This is a genomic window from Winogradskyella rapida (assembly GCF_042675845.1).
In the GTDB taxonomy this organism is placed as follows: Bacteria; Bacteroidota; Bacteroidia; order Flavobacteriales; family Flavobacteriaceae; genus Winogradskyella; species Winogradskyella rapida.
On the sequence record NZ_JBHTKM010000063.1, the window covers coordinates 860,999 to 879,314 of the forward strand.

At 35.8% G+C, this 18,316-nt stretch carries 16 protein-coding genes; 4 read left to right on the forward strand and 12 right to left on the reverse strand.

What is annotated here, in order from left to right; translation table 11 throughout:
* Positions 1-182: 182 nt before the first annotated feature.
* Positions 183-1,568, forward strand: coding sequence for a mannosyltransferase (locus ACFQ13_RS11145; protein ID WP_386117312.1), 1,386 nt, complete (start codon positions 183-185; stop codon positions 1,566-1,568).
* A gap of 12 nt (positions 1,569-1,580) precedes the next feature.
* On the opposite strand, the gene ACFQ13_RS11150 is transcribed toward ACFQ13_RS11145, so the two are convergent.
* The 6 genes from ACFQ13_RS11150 to ACFQ13_RS11175 all read right to left on the reverse strand — a co-directional run bounded on the left by ACFQ13_RS11150 (position 1,581) and on the right by ACFQ13_RS11175 (position 7,627).
* Positions 1,581-1,949 (reverse strand): hypothetical protein, encoded by a 369-nt coding sequence (locus ACFQ13_RS11150; protein WP_386117315.1) that lies wholly within the window; start codon positions 1,947-1,949, stop codon positions 1,581-1,583.
* 311 nt (positions 1,950-2,260) lie between these two features.
* The gene (locus ACFQ13_RS11155; RefSeq protein WP_386117317.1) at positions 2,261-2,587 is read right to left on the reverse strand and encodes a hypothetical protein; all 327 of its coding nucleotides are present in this window, start codon (positions 2,585-2,587) and stop codon (positions 2,261-2,263) included.
* 45 nt (positions 2,588-2,632) lie between these two features.
* On the reverse strand, positions 2,633-4,165 hold the full coding sequence (locus ACFQ13_RS11160; RefSeq protein ID WP_386117318.1) for a carbon-nitrogen hydrolase family protein: 1,533 nt from the start codon (positions 4,163-4,165) through the stop codon (positions 2,633-2,635).
* Positions 4,165-5,142 (reverse strand): deoxyhypusine synthase family protein, encoded by a 978-nt coding sequence (locus tag ACFQ13_RS11165; protein WP_386117320.1) that lies wholly within the window; start codon positions 5,140-5,142, stop codon positions 4,165-4,167. The genes ACFQ13_RS11160 and ACFQ13_RS11165 overlap by 1 nt, the downstream gene beginning before the upstream one ends.
* Positions 5,132-6,073 carry an agmatinase gene (gene speB, locus ACFQ13_RS11170; protein WP_386117322.1) on the reverse strand — a complete coding sequence of 314 codons (942 nt, stop codon included), beginning with the start codon at positions 6,071-6,073 and terminating at the stop codon, positions 5,132-5,134. Before speB ends, ACFQ13_RS11165 begins: the two co-directional genes overlap by 11 nt.
* Before the next feature lie 108 nt (positions 6,074-6,181).
* Complete coding sequence (locus tag ACFQ13_RS11175) at positions 6,182-7,627, reverse strand: arginine decarboxylase (protein ID WP_386117325.1); 1,446 nt, start codon at positions 7,625-7,627, stop codon at positions 6,182-6,184.
* A gap of 765 nt (positions 7,628-8,392) precedes the next feature.
* On the opposite strand from ACFQ13_RS11175, the gene ACFQ13_RS11180 reads away from it, so the two are divergent.
* From ACFQ13_RS11180 to ACFQ13_RS11190, 3 genes are all read left to right on the forward strand, one after another.
* Positions 8,393-8,920 (forward strand): hypothetical protein, encoded by a 528-nt coding sequence (locus tag ACFQ13_RS11180; protein WP_386117328.1) that lies wholly within the window; start codon positions 8,393-8,395, stop codon positions 8,918-8,920.
* 224 nt (positions 8,921-9,144) lie between these two features.
* Positions 9,145-10,086, forward strand: coding sequence for a nucleoside hydrolase (locus ACFQ13_RS11185; protein WP_386117331.1), 942 nt, complete (start codon positions 9,145-9,147; stop codon positions 10,084-10,086).
* Between the two features lie 12 nt (positions 10,087-10,098).
* Positions 10,099-11,079: a phosphotransferase gene (locus tag ACFQ13_RS11190; RefSeq protein WP_386117334.1), complete on the forward strand. Its 981-nt coding sequence runs from the start codon at positions 10,099-10,101 to the stop codon at positions 11,077-11,079.
* 18 nt (positions 11,080-11,097) lie between these two features.
* Here the strand turns inward: ACFQ13_RS11190 and ACFQ13_RS11195 are convergent, their stop codons facing one another.
* From ACFQ13_RS11195 to ACFQ13_RS11220, 6 genes are all read right to left on the reverse strand, one after another.
* Positions 11,098-11,862, reverse strand: a complete 765-nt coding sequence (locus ACFQ13_RS11195) for a helix-turn-helix domain-containing protein (RefSeq protein WP_386117337.1) — start codon at positions 11,860-11,862, stop codon at positions 11,098-11,100.
* Positions 11,863-11,908: 46 nt separating this feature from the next.
* Positions 11,909-13,048, reverse strand: coding sequence for an MFS transporter (locus tag ACFQ13_RS11200; RefSeq protein ID WP_386117339.1), 1,140 nt, complete (start codon positions 13,046-13,048; stop codon positions 11,909-11,911).
* A gap of 166 nt (positions 13,049-13,214) precedes the next feature.
* Entirely contained in the window at positions 13,215-13,949 is a 735-nt protein-coding gene (locus tag ACFQ13_RS11205; RefSeq protein WP_386117342.1) for a LytR/AlgR family response regulator transcription factor, read from the reverse strand.
* Positions 13,950-14,015: 66 nt separating this feature from the next.
* Positions 14,016-16,142, reverse strand: a complete 2,127-nt coding sequence (locus ACFQ13_RS11210) for a tetratricopeptide repeat-containing sensor histidine kinase (protein ID WP_386119436.1) — start codon at positions 16,140-16,142, stop codon at positions 14,016-14,018.
* Between the two features lie 332 nt (positions 16,143-16,474).
* Positions 16,475-17,488, reverse strand: coding sequence for a PorP/SprF family type IX secretion system membrane protein (locus tag ACFQ13_RS11215; protein WP_386117345.1), 1,014 nt, complete (start codon positions 17,486-17,488; stop codon positions 16,475-16,477).
* 6 nt (positions 17,489-17,494) lie between these two features.
* Positions 17,495-18,316, reverse strand: an 822-nt coding sequence (locus tag ACFQ13_RS11220; protein ID WP_386117348.1) for a T9SS type B sorting domain-containing protein, incomplete at its 5' end; no start/stop codon positions are given.

Sequence of the window (18,316 nt, forward strand, 5' to 3'; positions counted from 1 at the left end):
CAAAAGTAGTAAAGATTACCTTATTACACTTAGATTATTAACAGGAAGAGCTGTCGTACAAAAAGAATATTTAGATAAATAACTGAGTTATTGTAAGCTCTGCATTAAAAAAGAGTCTTAAAACACCGAACTACAAATTCAGCAATTAACCAAACCCCGCAAATAATATTTATATTTGATTTATGCTAGACAACACCTTATTTTCAAAGCTAAAAAAGTCCTCAATTTTGTTAGTTGTTACAAGCTTAATCCTCTATTTTATTTTTGCTTATTACACAACAAGAACAGAATACTACAAAATAGTGGCCTTATATGCTGCTCTATTTTTTCTGTTTTACAAATTAGTAGATTTTAATAAAACAAACCTTAAACTTTTAACATACACAGCAGTTATATTTCGGATTGTTTTTATTTTTTCAATCCCCAATCTATCACAAGATTTTTACCGTTTTATTTGGGATGGACGAATGATATTTGAAGGTTTCAACCCTTATTTATACACGCCAGATTCTTTTATCACTCAAGGCAAATATCCGGTGGCACAGGCCCAAGAACTTTATAATGGAATGGGCGAATTAAGCTCGTCTCATTACACTAACTATCCTCCAATTAACCAGCTGTGTTTCACAATTGCTGCTTTATTTTTTAGTCATAGTATTTTAGGCTCTATCCTATCAATGCGACTTATAATTATTGCTGCTGATATTGGTACGCTTTATTTTGGAAAGAAACTCTTAGAACGTTTAAAACTACCTTCAAATAGAATTTTCTGGTATATTTTAAATCCTTTTATTATTATAGAATTAACTGGTAATCTTCACTTTGAAGGTGTAATGATTTTCTTCCTCATTTGGTCACTTTACCTTTTATATTCAGGTAAATGGAAATGGGCTGCCGTCATTTTTGCTTGTTCAATTTCAGTGAAGTTAATTCCATTAATGTTATTACCTCTATTTTTTAAATTTTTTAAAACAACAAAAACATCACAAATATCCTATCGTAAACTAATTGTATTTTATGCTATAATCGGAATAACTATACTCCTCCTATTCCTTCCTTTTTTTTCTATGGAATTTGTAAACAATTACTCTAAAACAGTTGGGCTTTGGTTTGGAAATTTTGAATTTAACGCAAGTATTTATTATCTCTTAAGAGCAATAGGCTACAGTATAACGGGCTATAATGAAATTGCTATTATTGGTAAAATTCTACCTATAATTTCGGTCTTTATAATTTTTGGGTTTTCATTGTTTAAACAAAACAATACTTTATCTAAACTGATTACTTCAATGCTATTAGTATTTACTTGCTATTTATTTTTAAGTACCACGGTGCATCCTTGGTATATTGCGACCCTAGTGCTCTTTTCTGTTTTTACCAATTATAAGTTTCCATTGGTATGGTCCTTCGTTATTATCTTAAGTTATTTAGCCTACTCAAACACTTCTAATACTGAGAATTTATGGATTATAGGTTTAGAATATCTTATTGTGTTTTCTGTATTTATTTGGGAAGTGGCCCTAAAAAAAACTGCCAGTTTCCCGGCAGTTTCTCAACGTCATCAATAGATTAAGAGGCGCTTATTTTATGTGTTTTAGCGCTACAATTTTATAATCTTCATAGATTTCAGCGTCTCCATTTTCATCAATTTCCTCATAGGTTGTAACTTCATAAGTGATTTCAAACCGTTTACCAACCCATTCCTTAGATTTTAAATTCAGGGTTTTCAAAAGCCCTTCCTTCAAATCTGAAAAATAAATTATAGTGGTATCCTCCTCATCACTTAGGTCTTCTGCTATAACAAAGGCATAGCCATCATTAACATCATAACCATCATAAACCCCATCCGAAGTAATCACTTTTGTGTCTTGACATGGGGTATTATTCATGGCGTTCATTGGTAACGCCGATACGAATAACACTATTATACTGAATTTTAATACGTTCATGAGATTGCATTTTTAAGCTGAAATTAATCAGCTATAATTAATTTTAGTTTAAGGTTTTGGGATTTTGCCACCTCAAGCCCAAATGCTTTTAGATTACAACCGCTAGGGTTTAATGTCTGTGGATCGGAATGTGAACGTGTATTTTGAAGTGTTATCGTTTTAAGGTTAGGTATTTTAAAAATTTAATAAAAATTCTAGGTTTACCCCCAGAATGTTCGGTATAAAAAAACTCAGCTTAACCCTTTAATTAAAAAAAGTAGCACTGAGTTTCTATAATTGTGTAAAAACTAAGGTCTATGTTAAGACGCTTTTTAAGAAAAATCTTCGTCTTCAGCTCCAGGTTCTAATTCCGGATCAACAACCGCATTAGGATCATCATCTTCGAAATCTTCATAATCATCTTCGTCATAATTCTCCATCGTTTGCTCTAGCTTCGTACTGACTTTTACTAAATACTTCGTATCTTCAGTAGTCACCTCTACGGCTTCAACAATTTCATTTTTTGCATTTTTAAACGAAATCACGTTGTCATCGTCGTACCCATCAGGATATTTTTCGACCAGAAGGGCTAAAATTTCTGGGGTCAATTTTTTGAAATCAACTATAACTCGTTTTAAATGTGCGTCTTTTGGTTTCATTATCTAATATTATTTCTAAAGCTAATTTTTTTTTAAATATAATACTTATTTACTTACTCGTATAACATCGTAAACATCTTTTCTACGATCTTTTAAATTCTTTACGGCACCAAAAGCATGCAACTCCCTTAATAGGCCTAGGTCTACATCGGCCACTAAAATCATTTCAGTATTCGCTGTTGTTTCGGCTTTAATCCCATGACTTGGGAAGGCAAAATCGCATGGCGTAAACACTGCAGATTGTGCATATTGTATATCCATATTGCTCACATTAGGTAAATTTCCTACACTTCCAGCTATTGCGACGTAACATTCATTCTCTATGGCACGGGCTTGAGCACAAAGGCGCACACGCGAATAGCCATTTTGCGTATCGGTTAAAAAGGGTACAAACAAAATATCCATCCCTTCATCGGCCAATAATCTAGACAACTCAGGAAACTCTGAATCGTAGCAAATTAAAACGCCTATTTTACCCGCATCAGTTTCAAAGGTTTTTAATTGATGGCCGCGTTGCATGCCCCATACTTTAGCTTCATCTGGAGTGACATGTATTTTTTCGTAGCGTTCTAAACTTCCATCGCGACGGCATAAATACCCTACATTATAAAGTACATCATCCACCAGCTCGGGCATACTTCCTGTAATAATATTAATATTATAAGAAATAGACAACTGCTGCATTTTCTCTACAATGGTTTGGGTATAACGCGCTAGTTCTCTAATGGCTTGTGGCTCGTGCAAATGGTTGTACTTAGCCATTAATGGCGCATTAAAAAACTCGGGAAATACAGCAAAATCTGAACGGTAAGCAGACACACTATCTACAAAATATTCAACCTGTTGCATTAAATCTTCCAAAGTCTTATAAGGTCGCATTTGCCATTGAATCAACCCTAAACGTACCACCGTTTTTACACTACTCGCCTTTTTATTAGGTTTGGTATAATAGATATTATCCCATTCCATCAATACTGCATATTCGCTTGAAGCCGTATCGCCTTCTAAGTAGCCTTTAATAATTCTTATAGGATGAAAATCGTTTGAGGTTTGAAAGTTTAATACCGGATCATGAATTTCCTTATGCTTTACCTTCTGAAGGTATTCTTTAGGGGAATACTGCGTCTTATACTTATGGTAATTAGGGATTCTCCCTCCAAACACAATACCTTTAAGGTTTAGGTTTTCACACAATTCTTTTCGGTAATCGTAAAGACGGCGCCCTAATCTAAGACCTCTAAATTCTGGTTTTATAAACACATCAATACCATAAAGCACATCGCCATGAGGATCGTGATTCTTAAACTTATCGCCTTCAATAATATCGGCATAGGTGTGGTTATCGTCAATTTTATCGTAATCTACAATTAAGGATAATGCACAACCCGCCAATTGCCCATCGATACGGATTACCACTTGGCCTTCAGAAAATATAGACGTTAAACGCGCAATATGTTCTTTTTTCCAATAAGAATTCAACACCCCATCATAGGCCTCTAAGGTGGCCGATTTCAATTCTTCAAAATCGTCCACCGTTAGAAAACTTAAGGTAATATTATCAATTTTATGATCTTCCATTACATCTCTAAGAGATAAGCAAATATTAAAGGCGCCACGATAGTCGCATCACTTTCAATTATAAATTTAGGAGTATTAATATCAAGCTTACCCCATGTTATTTTTTCATTCGGAACTGCTCCTGAGTACGACCCGTAACTGGTAGTACTATCACTAATCTGGCAGAAATAACTCCAAAATGGCGTTTCGGTACGTTCCATATCTTGGTACAACATGGGCACCACACAAATAGGAAAATCTCCTGCAATTCCACCTCCTATTTGAAAGAACCCAATGCCATTTTCAGAATGATCCGTATACCAATCCGCCAAAAAGGTCATGTATTCTATCCCAGATTTTACCGTACTTGCCTTCAATTCACCTTTAAGGACGTAGCTTGCAAAAATATTTCCCATGGTGCTATCTTCCCATCCTGGACAAACAATAGGCAGATTTTTTTCGGCTGCAGCATACATCCATGAATCCTTAAGATCAATCTCATAATGTTCTTCTAAAACCCCAGATAACAATAATTTGTACATGTATTCATGCGGCAAATAGCGTTCGCCTTTGGCTTCGGCATCTTTCCAAATTTTTACGATATGTTCTTGAATTCTCCTAAACGCCTCTTCCTCTGGAATACAGGTATCCGTAACACGGTTAAGGCCTTTTTCTAACAACTCCCATTCGTCTTGAGGGGTTAAATCTCTATAATTAGGCACACGTTTATAGTGGGAGTGCGCTACCAAATTCATAATATCTTCTTCTAAATTGGCTCCTGTACAGGATACGATTTGCACTTTATCTTGACGGATCATTTCAGCAAAAATCTTTCCCAATTCCGCCGTACTCATGGCACCGGCTAAAGACACCAACATCTTGGCTCCCGAATTTAGTTGGGCTTCATAACCTTTAGCCGCATCCACTAAGGCCGCTGCATTAAAGTGTAAATAATATTTTTCTATGAATTTTGAAATTTCTCCTTTATTAGTAGTCATCTTCTGTGTTGAATTTAGATTTTTTGTTTCCGGCTTGGGTTGTATCGTTGAAGTTACTTTCAAAATTATCTTCGATATTTTCATTTTGAAATTTATAACTCAACATTTTGTAATAGAGTTTGGCAGCTAAAAAGTCTGAGGACTTTTCCTGCTCATTAGGGCATAATTCTACGATATCAAATCCGACAACGTTTTTCTCTTTAAACACCAATTTTAGGAATTCTAAGGTTTCATAATACAACAAGCCTCCTGGCTCTGGTGTTCCTGTACTTGGCATAATGGAAGGATCAAAAGCATCCAAATCGAAAGTAATAAATACATTACCTGTCATTTGATCTATAGCCGCATCCATCCAACTATCCCCCAAAACCATGTCGTGAGCAAAATAAGTTTTCTCCTTATCCATCACCGTTTTCTCAATACTATCCATAGAACGGATTCCTACCTGAATAAGGTTGGTCGTTTGGCTTGCTTCATAAACCGCACAGGCATGATTACAGGTAGAGCCTTCATAGCTCTCGCGCAGATCGGCATGGGCATCTATATGCAATACCGTAAGATCATTAAACATTTCATTAAAGGCTCTAATGGTACCAATAGACACCGAATGTTCCCCACCAAAAACGGTAACGAATTTGTTCTTTTTTATAAATTTCTTGGTGCTTTGGTGCACCGCTTCTACCATCGCTTCTGGCGAACTGTTTTCCGTCACAGCCTCGGCTAAATAAATGCCTTGTTGGTACACTTCAGAATCGGTTTCAATATCATAAAGTTCCATGTTTTCTGAAGCTTCTAAAAAGGCTTTAGGTCCTTTATCGGCTCCTTTTTGCCATGTGCTTGTACCATCATAAGGTACTGGAATAAGTACAATTTTAGCTGTTTCTAATTTTGCTAAATCTTCTGGAATACCAGCGTAAGTAATTGGTTTCATAATCTTTTCCTGCGGCAGCAGGAATCTTATTTAAGTTATTATTTCATTGAAAAATACTCCTAGATCCCCTTAAGAGGATCTTTTAAATTCGGGAGCTTTTCTATCTGTTTAAAATTCTTGATTTATAAGTTCCTTGGTTTTAGGACGCTTTTCATCTTCATGATGGTACCCCAAAATACTTAATAGATCCTCACTCTTCTGTTGCTCTGCAAACACCTCAGAATGTAAGTTTCCATCGGCATCCTTTTGAATTAAAATATGCTTTGGTGTTGGAATTAAACAGTGCTGCAATCCGCCAAAACCTCCAATACTTTCTTGGTAGGCACCCGTATTAAAAAAGCCGATATACAAGGGTTTATCTTTGTTATATTTTGGCAAATAAATAGCGTTAACGTGCTGCTCACTGTTGTAATAATCATCACTATCACAGGTTAATCCTCCCAAAAGCACACGCTCATAACTATCATTCCAGCGGTTAATAGGTAACATAATAAAACGCTTATTTATGGCCCAAGTATCGGGTAAGGTGGTGATAAACGAAGAGTTGATCATGTTCCACTTCTCGCGATCATTCTGTTGCTTTTGGTACAAAATTTTGTAAACAGCACCACCACTTTCGCCAACCGTAAAGCTTCCAAATTCGGTAAAAATGTTTGGCACCTCAACACCTTCTTCTTCACAAACCAAATTGATTTGATTTACAATTTCATCAACCATATAAGCATAGTCAAAATCAAAGGCTAATGAGTTTTTTATCGGAAATCCGCCTCCAATATTTAAGCTATCTAAGCTTGGACAGATTTTCTTTAAAGCCGTATAGACCTTTAAACATTTGTGCAATTCATTCCAGTAATACGCATTGTCTCTAATCCCCGTGTTAATAAAGAAATGAAGCATTTTCAGGGCTACCTTTTCATTATTCTGAATTTGATTTTTATAAAATGGTACAATGTTTTTATACCCAATCCCTAAACGCGAGGTATAAAACTCAAATTTTGGTTCTTCTTCTGAAGCAATTCGGATTCCAACTTTAAATTGGCCTTCTATCACTTCTGATAACAAATCGATTTCCTCGTAATTATCGATAATAGGAATGCAGTTTTCATGGCCCTCATTTATAAGATCGGCAATATTACTAATGTATTGGTCGCGTTTAAATCCGTTACTCAACACATAAGTTTTGTTGGTGATTTTACCCGCTTTCTTAAGCGTTTTTACAATATCAATATCAAAAGCCGAAGAGGTTTCAATATGAATATCATTAGATAAAGCCTCATCTAAAACATGTTTAAAGTGCGAGCTTTTAGTACAATAACAGTAATTGTACTGCCCTTTATATTGGTGTTTTTCAAAAGCATCAGCAAACCACTTTTTGGCGCGCTGTATATTATTAGAAATTTGTGGTAAATAGGTAAACTTTAAGGGTACGCCATAATCTTCAACCAGTTTCATAAGGTCTATATCATGGAAATGCAAGGTTTTGTCCTCAAGTTTAAATTCGTCTTGAGGAAAGTGAAAGGATTGATCGATCAGATCAATATATTTATTGTTCATGTTGTCAATTAATAAAATTCAAGTAAAAAAATAAGGATGTAAACGCTCTAAGGATATGTTTATATCATACCTGAATTTGGCTTCGTGTAGTCGGTACAAAACCGTAAATATGCTGACTTGCAGCAATTACTCTTGCATTCTTATTTTTAGAAATAAGAAATCGTGAATGCTTCGTATATGTAGAAGCGGAAGTTAGCTCTAAAATTCGGTTACTTAATCTATAAGCTGCTCTTGAATATGACTTCCTAATTTTCAAGCGCCCGAACATAAAAACATGTTTCAATTGTTCAGCTAAAATTGGGTTTATAATCGTTTATGATCAGTACCAATTTCAAAGCAAATGTAGATTATTTTTTAATACGTTTAACTTTTTTTATTTTTTTTTGAAATTATTTTTATCATCCTGAAACAACAACAGCAAAAAGAACCTTAAAACACTGACTAAAAACCAACTAAAGGCCTAATTAAAAATAATGAAACTCACTAAAAACAGTCCCTATTCAGCTAAAATAAGAACAAAAATTCAATGAAAAGCTTTAAAAATCAAGACGAATTCTGCTTAAAATGTTCTTGAAACATTACAACCTGTAACCGGAATTTAATTCCTAAATCTCCAACCCAATTTGAGCACAGCAAACCGTAATAAACTCTAAGACGCTTAGCTAAAACGATATTTTAAAACAAAGTATGGGCGATTAAAGATTTAACCCCTATTTTTAGGCTTAAGATGAGTCTGTACTGCTTCTCAGCTTTTATTCAAATTTAATGGATCCTGAAATAGAATTAAAACGCATTTGCGACGAACACCAAGGTATTTTTAAACATGAGGCCACAAAAGTTAATGGGGCTGAAGGCAGCACTATTCATATTTCAAAATACCATCTCATACTTCCTTACCGGCAACACCCTATAACCATTGTTTACGATTACGGGAATTCGGATACGGCTACATTCAGAATTCATCTAAAACAGCACTCTAATCAAGTTAAGTTTAAAATAAAAACGATAGATCACCTAAGCCGATTTTTACAATTTAAAAAGCATCGCTATGCCGTTTCCTGTTCCAATTCAATTTTAAAAAACAGTATTAAAGCATGTGTTATAAAACATCAATTAGATGATTTGTTTGAAAACACCGCCTTTGAACTCCACAGCACTGGTCAGCATAAAAATGACATGTATGAGATCTATTCTGTGTTTTCTTTAAAATATTCCTCACATGCAGAAAGTGCCGCTGATCTATTAAATTTTCATAAAGCCCTTATAGATCTTGTGCTCGATAAAACTCCTTAAAAAATGCTTGGGTCTAAACGTTTTCACCTTGAAGTCTTCTATTTGTCATATCACATCAGTAACAACGCAGGTCTAAATTTGAAAAATAAGAACAAAAAAGTTAAGTCTTCTTAATTAATCGCCTCACAAGTCGTAATAAATTAAGAATTTTACGACCTATACGTTCAAGTGTTTATACTCTTATTTAAAATTTAAGGATTTATGAACGCTGCTAAACTGATAAAATGACACTATTAGACCCAAAACGCCTTACATTTTTCTTTTTTATAGCCGCTATAATAGGCGCACCTTTCTATTTAAAAGCTCAAGAAACTGATAACAAATTAAACCTCATTATTGATGCTGACACCGCTAATGAAGTTGATGATTTATATGCTATTGTAAGGGCTGTTTTAGAACCCAAATTTAATCTCATCGCTATATCATCGGCACAATTTCATACCTCACCTTTGGCATCTGCGCAAACCGTTAAAGAAAGCCAAGCCATCAATGAAAGGCTATTAGAGCTTATGGATGTCACTAACATTTCACTTCCTTTAGGTAGTAACACGCCTTTAGTGGAATATGGGAAACCTGTGCGTTCTGAAGCGTCTCAATTTATTATTAAAACCGCACATGGTATGCCGGCGGGAGAGAAGTTGCATCTTGTAATTTTAGGCTCCTGTACCAATATTGCTTCGGCTATTTTAGAAGACCCCACAATCATTCCGAAAATTAAAGTGCATTACCTCGGGTTTTGGCATACCCCAGAAACCAATGCTTACAATAAAAAAGAGTTTAACTCAGGAAACGACCCTATTGCCGTGGAGGTTTTACTGAATACGAAACCCTTAGATCTTAATGTTATGACCGCTACCTCAAGTCAGCATTTGGTCTTTACTAAGCAAAATGTAGACCGTCAATTAAAACACAAAAAAGGGGTCGCGCAATACTTAGTGCAACGTTGGGAAACCTATGAACGTTGGTGGACTAAGGACGATCCTGAAAAAACGCAGTGGACCATGTGGGATGTGGCTATTATTGAAGCATTAGCCCGTCCTGAACTCTCTACCATAGAAAAAAAACTTACACCGCCTGAAAATACACAGCGCCACATAGGCATCCATACGCAAATTGATGCGGCTGAAATGACACGTGATTTTTGGAATACCTTAAACAACTTATAACCGAAGCGCTTTATGTTTATAGATTTACAAACCCCAAAAGCCGAACTCAGAACATTTTTAGAGGATCTTAATTTTATTAAAGACCATACCGAAACCATTACCAAGCTTACAAAACCTGGTGAAGGTAATATGAATGTAGTTTTGCGTGTTGAAACTAATTTACGCTCATTTATAGTAAAGCAATCGCGTCCTTTTGTTCAAAAATATCAGGACATAAAAGCGCCGATAGAACGTATCGATGTCGAATATCAATTTTATACAACCATTGCTAATAATAGTGAACTTCACCCTTATTTCCCGAAGGTTTTAAAATACAGTGCAGAACATCACCTTCTTATTTTAGAAGACTTAGGTGCCTGCGAAGATATGACGTTATTGTATGCTGCTCACAAGATAGAAGACACACAGTTAGAACTGCTTGTTCAAATTGCAGCCCATATCCATAGCTCTGAGACGCCGCAAGGATATCCCAAAAACAGAGCCTTACGCGAATTGAATTACCAGCATATTTTTGAACTTCCTTTTATAGAAAATAACGGGTTTTCTTTAGATGAAATTCAACCAGGATTGGAAGCGCTTTCTACAACTTATAAAACGGATAAAGCATTAAAAGAGAAAATTAAGGTGCTTGGTGATGCTTATTTATCTGAAGGAACAACTTTAATGCATGGCGATTATTATCCGGCCAGTTGGATGACCAATAAAGACGCGCTGTATATTATTGATCCGGAATTTAGCTTTTTAGGATTTCCAGAATTTGATCTTGGCGTTTTAGCGGCCCATGCTATTTTAATCACCAAAGATGCCAGCTTTATATCTAAGATTGAAGCCTATTACCCACATAAAATAGATGCGTCACGTTTAGCCCAAATTACAGGTATTGAGATCATGCGCCGCCTTATTGGTTTGGCACAATTACCCTTAACGGCCAGTATTAAAGAAAAAGACGCTTTACTACAATTGGCCTATAAGCTTATTATGAAAACGTCATAAAAGACTTAAATAGCAACCTTATTGATGTAGGCGTTTAAATTCTGAAGGACTCACCCCAACATACTGCTTAAAAAAGCGAGAAAAACTACTTATCGCGCCAAAACCTAAAACAAAGGCAAGCTCTTTGGTGGAGATATCACTACGAATTAAACGGCGTTTGGCTTCTGTAATTTGACGTTGTTGAATGATTTGCTTGGCGGTAAGGTTTAATTTATCTTTTAAAATCTGATTTAAGCGTTTGGTACTTACCCCTATTTCTTCCGCATAAAATTGGGTTTGTGTCTCCTGTAAAAAATGAGTTTCCATAAGCTCTAAAAACTGAAAAACGCGTTTTTGCTGAAGGTCTTGAGTTATAAAACTTGTATTCTGTAAACGGATCAGGTGCAGCAGCAGAACTTTTAATACGGTTTTTAGCATAATATAAGAAGCGGCTTCGCGGTCCATCTCCTCTGTAATAAGCTTGAAAATTTGTTGCAAAAGTTCCACCTCTTTAGACGCACTAACCATTAGGGTAGGATACTTATTAAAAAGCGTCATAACGTCTAAGGCGTACTCAATATCATCTTCATCTATGAGTTCGCGTTCAAAATTAAGTAAGACGCCATAAGGGCTTTTAAAAACACTGGGATTGAATACCTCATTTAAAGGTTTAAAATGAATAATGATTTCAGAGTTGTTTAGGCCTTCAAAATAAATACCCATAGAATTTACTGAAAGTAATGCGTCCTTCCCCTGATAAGACCTTATAATCTGAATTTTATTTTTCCAATGTTCCTTCGCCATGATTAGGGTTCAAGTAGAACTCAAAAATAACAAGAAAACCTATACACTAAGCTTTTGATACGTTTTTAAACAAGGCAAACAAAAGGATTCCAAATAATAAGGCCAATGCCGCAGCCGTACCGTAAATCGCATTGTAATCTTTTGATATATAATTGATAAAGGTTGATAAGAATTGTCCACCAAAAACACCCATAGAAAATAAACCCAGGTTTTTTCCTTGAGTTTTGGCTGTACTTGCTTCTAACATCATATGATTAAGCAAGGGAATGGTAAAGCCAAATCCAATACCTATAAAAAGCACTGTAAAGCCTAAAAACCAAACGCTAGTGGTAAAGCTAAGCACCAAATACCCAAACATAAAAAACATAAATCCGAGAGTTAACGTTTTTCCATCACCAAAGGTTTTTACCATTTTTGGCATTTGACTTGCGGTTAAAATAGCCACAACAGAGATAAACGCCATAAGGTAACCGGTATGAGACTCCGTAAAACCAAAGGTCTTAGGCAGGTATAAAGGTAAGGTTACAAAACCAACAAAAAAGAGCATCATTGCTAATAATGAAGCGCAGAAAATTAGGCGTACTTTAAATTTCTGCGGTTTGCCTTTAACCTCTTGTTCACTATTTTGAGAAGTCGGTTTAGCTTGGGGTAATGTTTTAGCCACTAATACTAAACACAATAATGCTAAAAGATAAATATAGAAGGGGTATTGCCAATGTAATTCCCCTAAAATACCGCCAATCGCCAGGAAGACAACACCTCCTAATTCAATGGCCATACCTTGCCATGCAATCATTTTTATACGGGCTTCTCCAATAAAGCAATCAGCAATATAGGCCGTTACAGCAACTTGAACAGCAACTGTGGCACCCCCTAATAGAAACCGATCTAAAATGAGGAGGTAGTCATTGGCAATAAACGCCCCTAAGAGTCCTAAAATAGCATACGGAATAAGACCAAAACTCAAGAGCTTTAAAGTGCCCAACCTTGCTAATAACCGTCCTATGAAAGGCGCAAAAACGACTACACCTAATGAGGGCAAGGTAATTAACCAACTTGGTGAAAAACTTAAATTTTTATGTGTAACAATTCCTGAAAGTGAAGGTGCTATTACTGTTCCAACCATGATGGTTAAGCTACTCACCAATAACAACGTGAATATGCCAAAGTTTGATATTTTTTTCATGCTGCAAAATTCAAACTATAATTCTGAAATCCCTTTACCAGTTTTCTAAATAAGTAGACCAAAATGGACAATCCTTTAAACACTGTATGACAATAAATCTTGAAATTAACGCGGCATTTACACACGAATCCGGAATGTAATCCGTGCAAAAGTATAAGGGTAACCCTTATTTAAAATAAGCGAGAAGTTTAGATTTTTTAGAGGCAGAGACCAAAATTTCCTGGCCATTACTAAGTACCACACTACCTCCTTTGCCCTTCACGTATTTTACGATTTCATTGACATTAACCAGGTAACTTTTATGCACCCTCGCAAAATTGGACGCTTCCAATCGTTCTTCAATATATTTTAAAGTTTTACTGACCAACTTCTTCTTATTGTTCTTCAGATAGATTTCGGTATAATTATCATCGGCCTTGCAATACATAATATCTGCCGTTTCTAGAACCTCAAAACCATCCTGCTGAGGCAAGGTTATTTTTCCGTTAACCGCGTGCACTTTGGGAACCAAAACCTGATCTTGTAGCGCGGCTTCTTTGGTTCTAATTTCAGTGACATAATCTACAGCTTTAATTAACTCGTCTATAGAAATCGGTTTCATTAAATAATAGGAGGCATGGGCATTAAGCGCGTCAATAGCATAATGATTATAGGCGGTAACAAATATGGTTTCAAAAGTTATATCGCCAACTTTATCGAGCAGATCAAAAGCATTACCGTAAGGCATTTCCACATCTAAAAATACGACATCCAAGTCGTGATTTCGAATTAAAACCAAGGCCTCTTCCACATTAGCGGCTTCCCCTAAAATGGAAATATGAGGACAATATTTTTGAATATAATTCTTTAAAATAAGACGACTATTTTCTTCGTCTTCAACTAGAATAGCGTTTAATTTCATGCTTTTTTCTTTAATATTTGAAGCCCAAGCTGTGTAATTTTTCACCTTCTCCGACCTCTAAACCCATTAATCTTTTTTTAAAGTGACTACAACTTTTGTTCCTGCATCTTCTGACGTTTGATAATCACTGATAGAGACATCAACTTTATCTTTATACATTTCATTAAGAATGGCCACACGTTTTTTGATGTTATGCATTCCTTTTGACTTATGCTTCTTTTGATGCTCTGTTTTTAAGGCCTTAGAACGCTCCCGTCCGATACCATTATCCGTGATGCTAATGCTTATTTCGTCTTTGGACTTGGGTTGTATATGAATTTTTAAAAATCCTTTTTCGGTCTTATAGCGCAAGCCATGCCAAACAGCATTTTCAATATAAGGCTGTAATAACATTGGTGGAATTTGAAAATGATCTATAACAATAGCCGGATCGACCTCTATAGCATAATCAAATTTATCTTGAAATCTAAAATGCTCTAACTTGGTGTACAAGCTTAGAAGTTCAATTTCTTTCTTTAAAGGGATAAAATCTTCTTCGCTATTTTCTAAAACCGAACGCATTAATTGAGAGAAATCAGTTAAATATTTATTAGCTGTACGCTCATCATTGGTGGCTATAAACGTATTTACAGAGTTTAAGGCATTAAAAATAAAATGCGGATTCATTTGACTGCGCAAGGATTTTAGAGCTAAAAGATTATTGGCCAAGCGTTGTTGTTTGATATATTTAAACATCAGGTAGCCCATAATTAGAAGTAAAATTAATCCTCCGGACAGAGAGTAAATAATGAGCTCTTGGCGTTTATTACGTTCTTGGGTTAATTCGTATTTACTTTTAGACAAAGCCCGATCGCTCTCTAGCGAAGTAATTCTGTTTTGCTGTTCTGCAATACTCCTACTAAAACGCGCCGCTTGAGATATTTCTTGAATTTTTTTAGCATATAAGGCATCCACCACAGACTTATATTCCTCGTTATAAGCCATTGTCTTTTCGGTATTCCCCAACCTTGCATTAACTTCAGAGAGCTTTCGTGTGGCATCTAATTTTACATCCAAATCACCGCGCTTTCCAGCTTCCTCTCTACTTTTTTCTAAGTAAGGGATGGCACTATTAAAATCGTTATTCAGCAAGTAAGCATTACCAATTTTATAATTTTGTTTTTGAGCGGTTATAGCACTTGCATTGTTAATTATAGAATCTTTTTCAATAGCAGCAATCCCTTTAATAGCTTCTTTTCGCAATTCAATTTCACCATCATAATCGGCATTACGGCTATTAAATTCTGCGACTTTCACCTGCGCTTCCACGGCCCGTTTTGGATTCTCCTTTTTTGCTAAATTTAAAGCATTTCCGAAGTATTTTTTGGCTTTAGCTGTTTCGCCTTGTTGGCTGTAGACTTCAGCGATTTTAGAATTTAAATCGGTGATTTTGGGAATAATATTTTGTTGCTGGGCAAACTTTAATCCTTTTTGATATGCTGTAATGGCCAAATCAAACTTTTCTATTTTTACATAAGCATCACCAATTCCTTCAAACCATCGTGTTTTCTCATCAAGACTTAAGGTTGCTTCGTTAATATTTTCCGCCGTTTTAAGACTGGTTTTAAAATCTCCATTCCGCAGGTAAGCTTTGGCGAGCTTAAGTTTCACTGCTGTTTTTTCTTTATTCTGAAGACTCACTTTATAGGCCGAAATCGCTAAGTCGTATTGTTTCCAATAGTCATAAATTTGACCTAACAACTCATGGGCTTCTGCAACCTGACTGCTATTGACATCAACATTTAAGGCATCACCGATAAACTGAATACTCTTTTCGGCATCTTTTTTAAGATACGCACGAGCCGAGTCGAGGCTTTGATTAAAGCGTGAAGTTTCAGTGATGGTTTTCGACCGTTTCTGGGATGGTTTGATGCCTACCACTTCAATAAAAATACGCTCATCAGAGTTTATGGTATAATAGAGCGTCGTAAACTCCGGATGTTTAATGGTTAACTCATCCCCTATTTTGGCCTTTATATGAAAGATCCCATCAGCATCTGTAGTGACGTAACCACCACCATTCAACAGGACTTCTACATCCTTGTAAGGCGCTCTGGTATCTTTTTCGTATACCTTACCTCTTATGTTAAGTATGGCTTGTTGTTCTAGAGGCTTTTCAAACGTTCTTTGCTGCCCGAAAGCCATATAACTCATCAAAAGAAAGAGGCTATAGATATAATGTATTTTAAAACTCCTCACTGGCTTATTGGTTTGTAAGACTAAGCTACATACTTTAATCGGATTCTTAAAATGAGGAATCGTGAATTCCTGCCTTTATTTTGAATAAATCACCGCTTTAACGAAGTCAGATGGAGTGTTCACGTATGGAAAGTGACCCTTAACGCATTGTGACTTTAAAGGATATTTTCTTTTATAGGTAAAGATGCTATTCTAGGTTTAGACGACCACAGCATTATTCTCCTATTTCATAAAACAAAAAAAGGCTCAATTTTCATTGAGCCTCTTTGTATAAAATTAGTGATGTATTAGTTTACTGCAGGACAGTTACACTCGTACTTCTCTCTTCTACAGTTGAAATTAAATCCTAATGTCAGTTGATGAAAACCACCTGAATTAAAATTCACTGTATTAGCTTGGTAAGAATACGTATATGCAAATACAAAATTATTGTAATCTACACCGACAAAAGGTGTAATGTATTGTAATTTTTGACTGCTTACACCAGATCCATCTTGAAACTCAGCACCATCTAAACTACGTCTATATGATAATCCACCCCAAAGCTTACCGAAATCCATTTCCTTATAAACCTTTGCATTGATATCTATTGAAGACTCTGCTGTTGCATCTCTGTACATGTACATAATAGAAGGCTCATAGCTCCATTCGCTTCCGTATTGGCTAAATGTATATCCTGTAGAGAATAAATACGTTCTTAGATTTTGGTATTCAAAACCATCTATACCATTCCAGTTAATTCCTTCATTATCTAAAATATTCTTCGCTGTAAAATGCGCGTAAAAATCAACAAAGTGGTAAGAGAATCCTACATCTACATTAAAGTTTGTTGCACTTTGCTCAATCCCCGCAACAGCCTGATCAAATTCACCTGGCGCTAACCAAGACGTTTCATCTAACTTATACTGAAGAAATCCTGCACTTAAACCGAAAGATAACATGTTAAGATCAATCTCATTTCTAGAAAACATTAAGTGATAAGCAAAAGTAGCATAACCACCAACTGTAGAATGGTATCCGTTAGAGTCGTTAAAAAGAACACCTCCGATAGCAACAGGAGACTCTCCTATTCTACCATTCATACTTAATGTTTGTAAACTTGGGGCATCATCTACACCAAACCATTGCTGTCTTGCTGTTAATCTTACCTTGGCACAATTAGCAACACCTGCCATAGACGGATGAATAAGATAATAATTATCTGTTAAATAATCCGAATAAATAGGAATCCCTTCTTGGGCAAAGCTAAAATTTGCCAAAAAAGCTATAAATGCTGCTAAACAATAGTTTTTTAATTTCATAAGTTTTTATCGTTTCAAGGTAAAATGTGCTTTAAATTCTTTGCGTTGTCCGGTACTTGGTTCATCGTACTCTATTGTAAACCAGTAGCCATCGCTTGGCATTGCTTCTCCATTAAAGGTTCCATCCCAACCATTGCCGTCGGAACTTAGTTGTTTTAATAATTTCCCGTACCGGTCAAATATATAAATTTTTGCATTACTTCCAACACCTTCAATGTTCCAAGTTTCATTATTACCATCACCGTTAGGCGTAAAATACAACGGGTAATCAATTATAAACTTCGAGGTGCTTGCTAATCCACATCCGTTTCTATCGCGGGCAGTAATCTCATGATCTCCAGAAGACACATTATTAAACACTCCGCTATCTTGCCATGGTCCGCCATCTAAACTGTATTCGTAAACTCCAATTCCTATAGCTGTTGCTTCTAAAACGTGATTATCTGCAAAAGCTTGGGTTAACAACTCGATCGTTACACTTGGTGGTGCACTTTCTATAACCTCTGTACTTGCGCTATTAAAACAGTTTGTCTGTGTTGAAGTACTGATGTCTGTAACATCTACACGGTACGTTCCTTCTTCTAACGGCATATAGCTTGGTCCGGTTTCTCCTGGAATGATAACACCATTAAAATACCATTCAAAACTGTAATCTCCTGCTGTTAAATAGGTGTCTATAACTAAAGGATCTAAGATCTCTGTGCCATTAGTATCAATACACAATACATAACGATCGTCTAAAATTAATTCTGGTAGTGGATTAACATCTAAGGTTAACTCGGCTACCGCATAACATATAGAGGTATCATTTCCTGTTGTGGCATCTGG

Bases quoted from the DNA above. Each gene is read 5' to 3' on its own strand.
- ACFQ13_RS11210 (WP_386119436.1), bottom strand. From the start codon at position 16,142: ATGAGTTATATGGCTTTCGGGCAGCAAAGAACGTTTGAAAAGCCTCTA.
- ACFQ13_RS11145 (WP_386117312.1), top strand. From the start codon at position 183: ATGCTAGACAACACCTTATTTTCAAAGCTAAAAAAGTCCTCAATTTTG.
- ACFQ13_RS11165 (WP_386117320.1), bottom strand. From the start codon at position 5,142: ATGACTACTAATAAAGGAGAAATTTCAAAATTCATAGAAAAATATTAT.
- ACFQ13_RS11215 (WP_386117345.1), bottom strand. From the start codon at position 17,488: ATGAAATTAAAAAACTATTGTTTAGCAGCATTTATAGCTTTTTTGGCA.
- ACFQ13_RS11190 (WP_386117334.1), top strand. From the start codon at position 10,099: ATGTTTATAGATTTACAAACCCCAAAAGCCGAACTCAGAACATTTTTA.
- ACFQ13_RS11150 (WP_386117315.1), bottom strand. From the start codon at position 1,949: ATGAACGTATTAAAATTCAGTATAATAGTGTTATTCGTATCGGCGTTA.
- ACFQ13_RS11175 (WP_386117325.1), bottom strand. From the start codon at position 7,627: ATGAACAATAAATATATTGATCTGATCGATCAATCCTTTCACTTTCCT.
- ACFQ13_RS11195 (WP_386117337.1), bottom strand. From the start codon at position 11,862: ATGGCGAAGGAACATTGGAAAAATAAAATTCAGATTATAAGGTCTTAT.
- ACFQ13_RS11185 (WP_386117331.1), top strand. From the start codon at position 9,145: ATGACACTATTAGACCCAAAACGCCTTACATTTTTCTTTTTTATAGCC.
- ACFQ13_RS11160 (WP_386117318.1), bottom strand. From the start codon at position 4,165: ATGGAAGATCATAAAATTGATAATATTACCTTAAGTTTTCTAACGGTG.
- speB (WP_386117322.1), bottom strand. From the start codon at position 6,073: ATGAAACCAATTACTTACGCTGGTATTCCAGAAGATTTAGCAAAATTA.
- ACFQ13_RS11155 (WP_386117317.1), bottom strand. From the start codon at position 2,587: ATGAAACCAAAAGACGCACATTTAAAACGAGTTATAGTTGATTTCAAA.
- ACFQ13_RS11180 (WP_386117328.1), top strand. From the start codon at position 8,393: ATGGATCCTGAAATAGAATTAAAACGCATTTGCGACGAACACCAAGGT.
- ACFQ13_RS11200 (WP_386117339.1), bottom strand. From the start codon at position 13,048: ATGAAAAAAATATCAAACTTTGGCATATTCACGTTGTTATTGGTGAGT.
- ACFQ13_RS11205 (WP_386117342.1), bottom strand. From the start codon at position 13,949: ATGAAATTAAACGCTATTCTAGTTGAAGACGAAGAAAATAGTCGTCTT.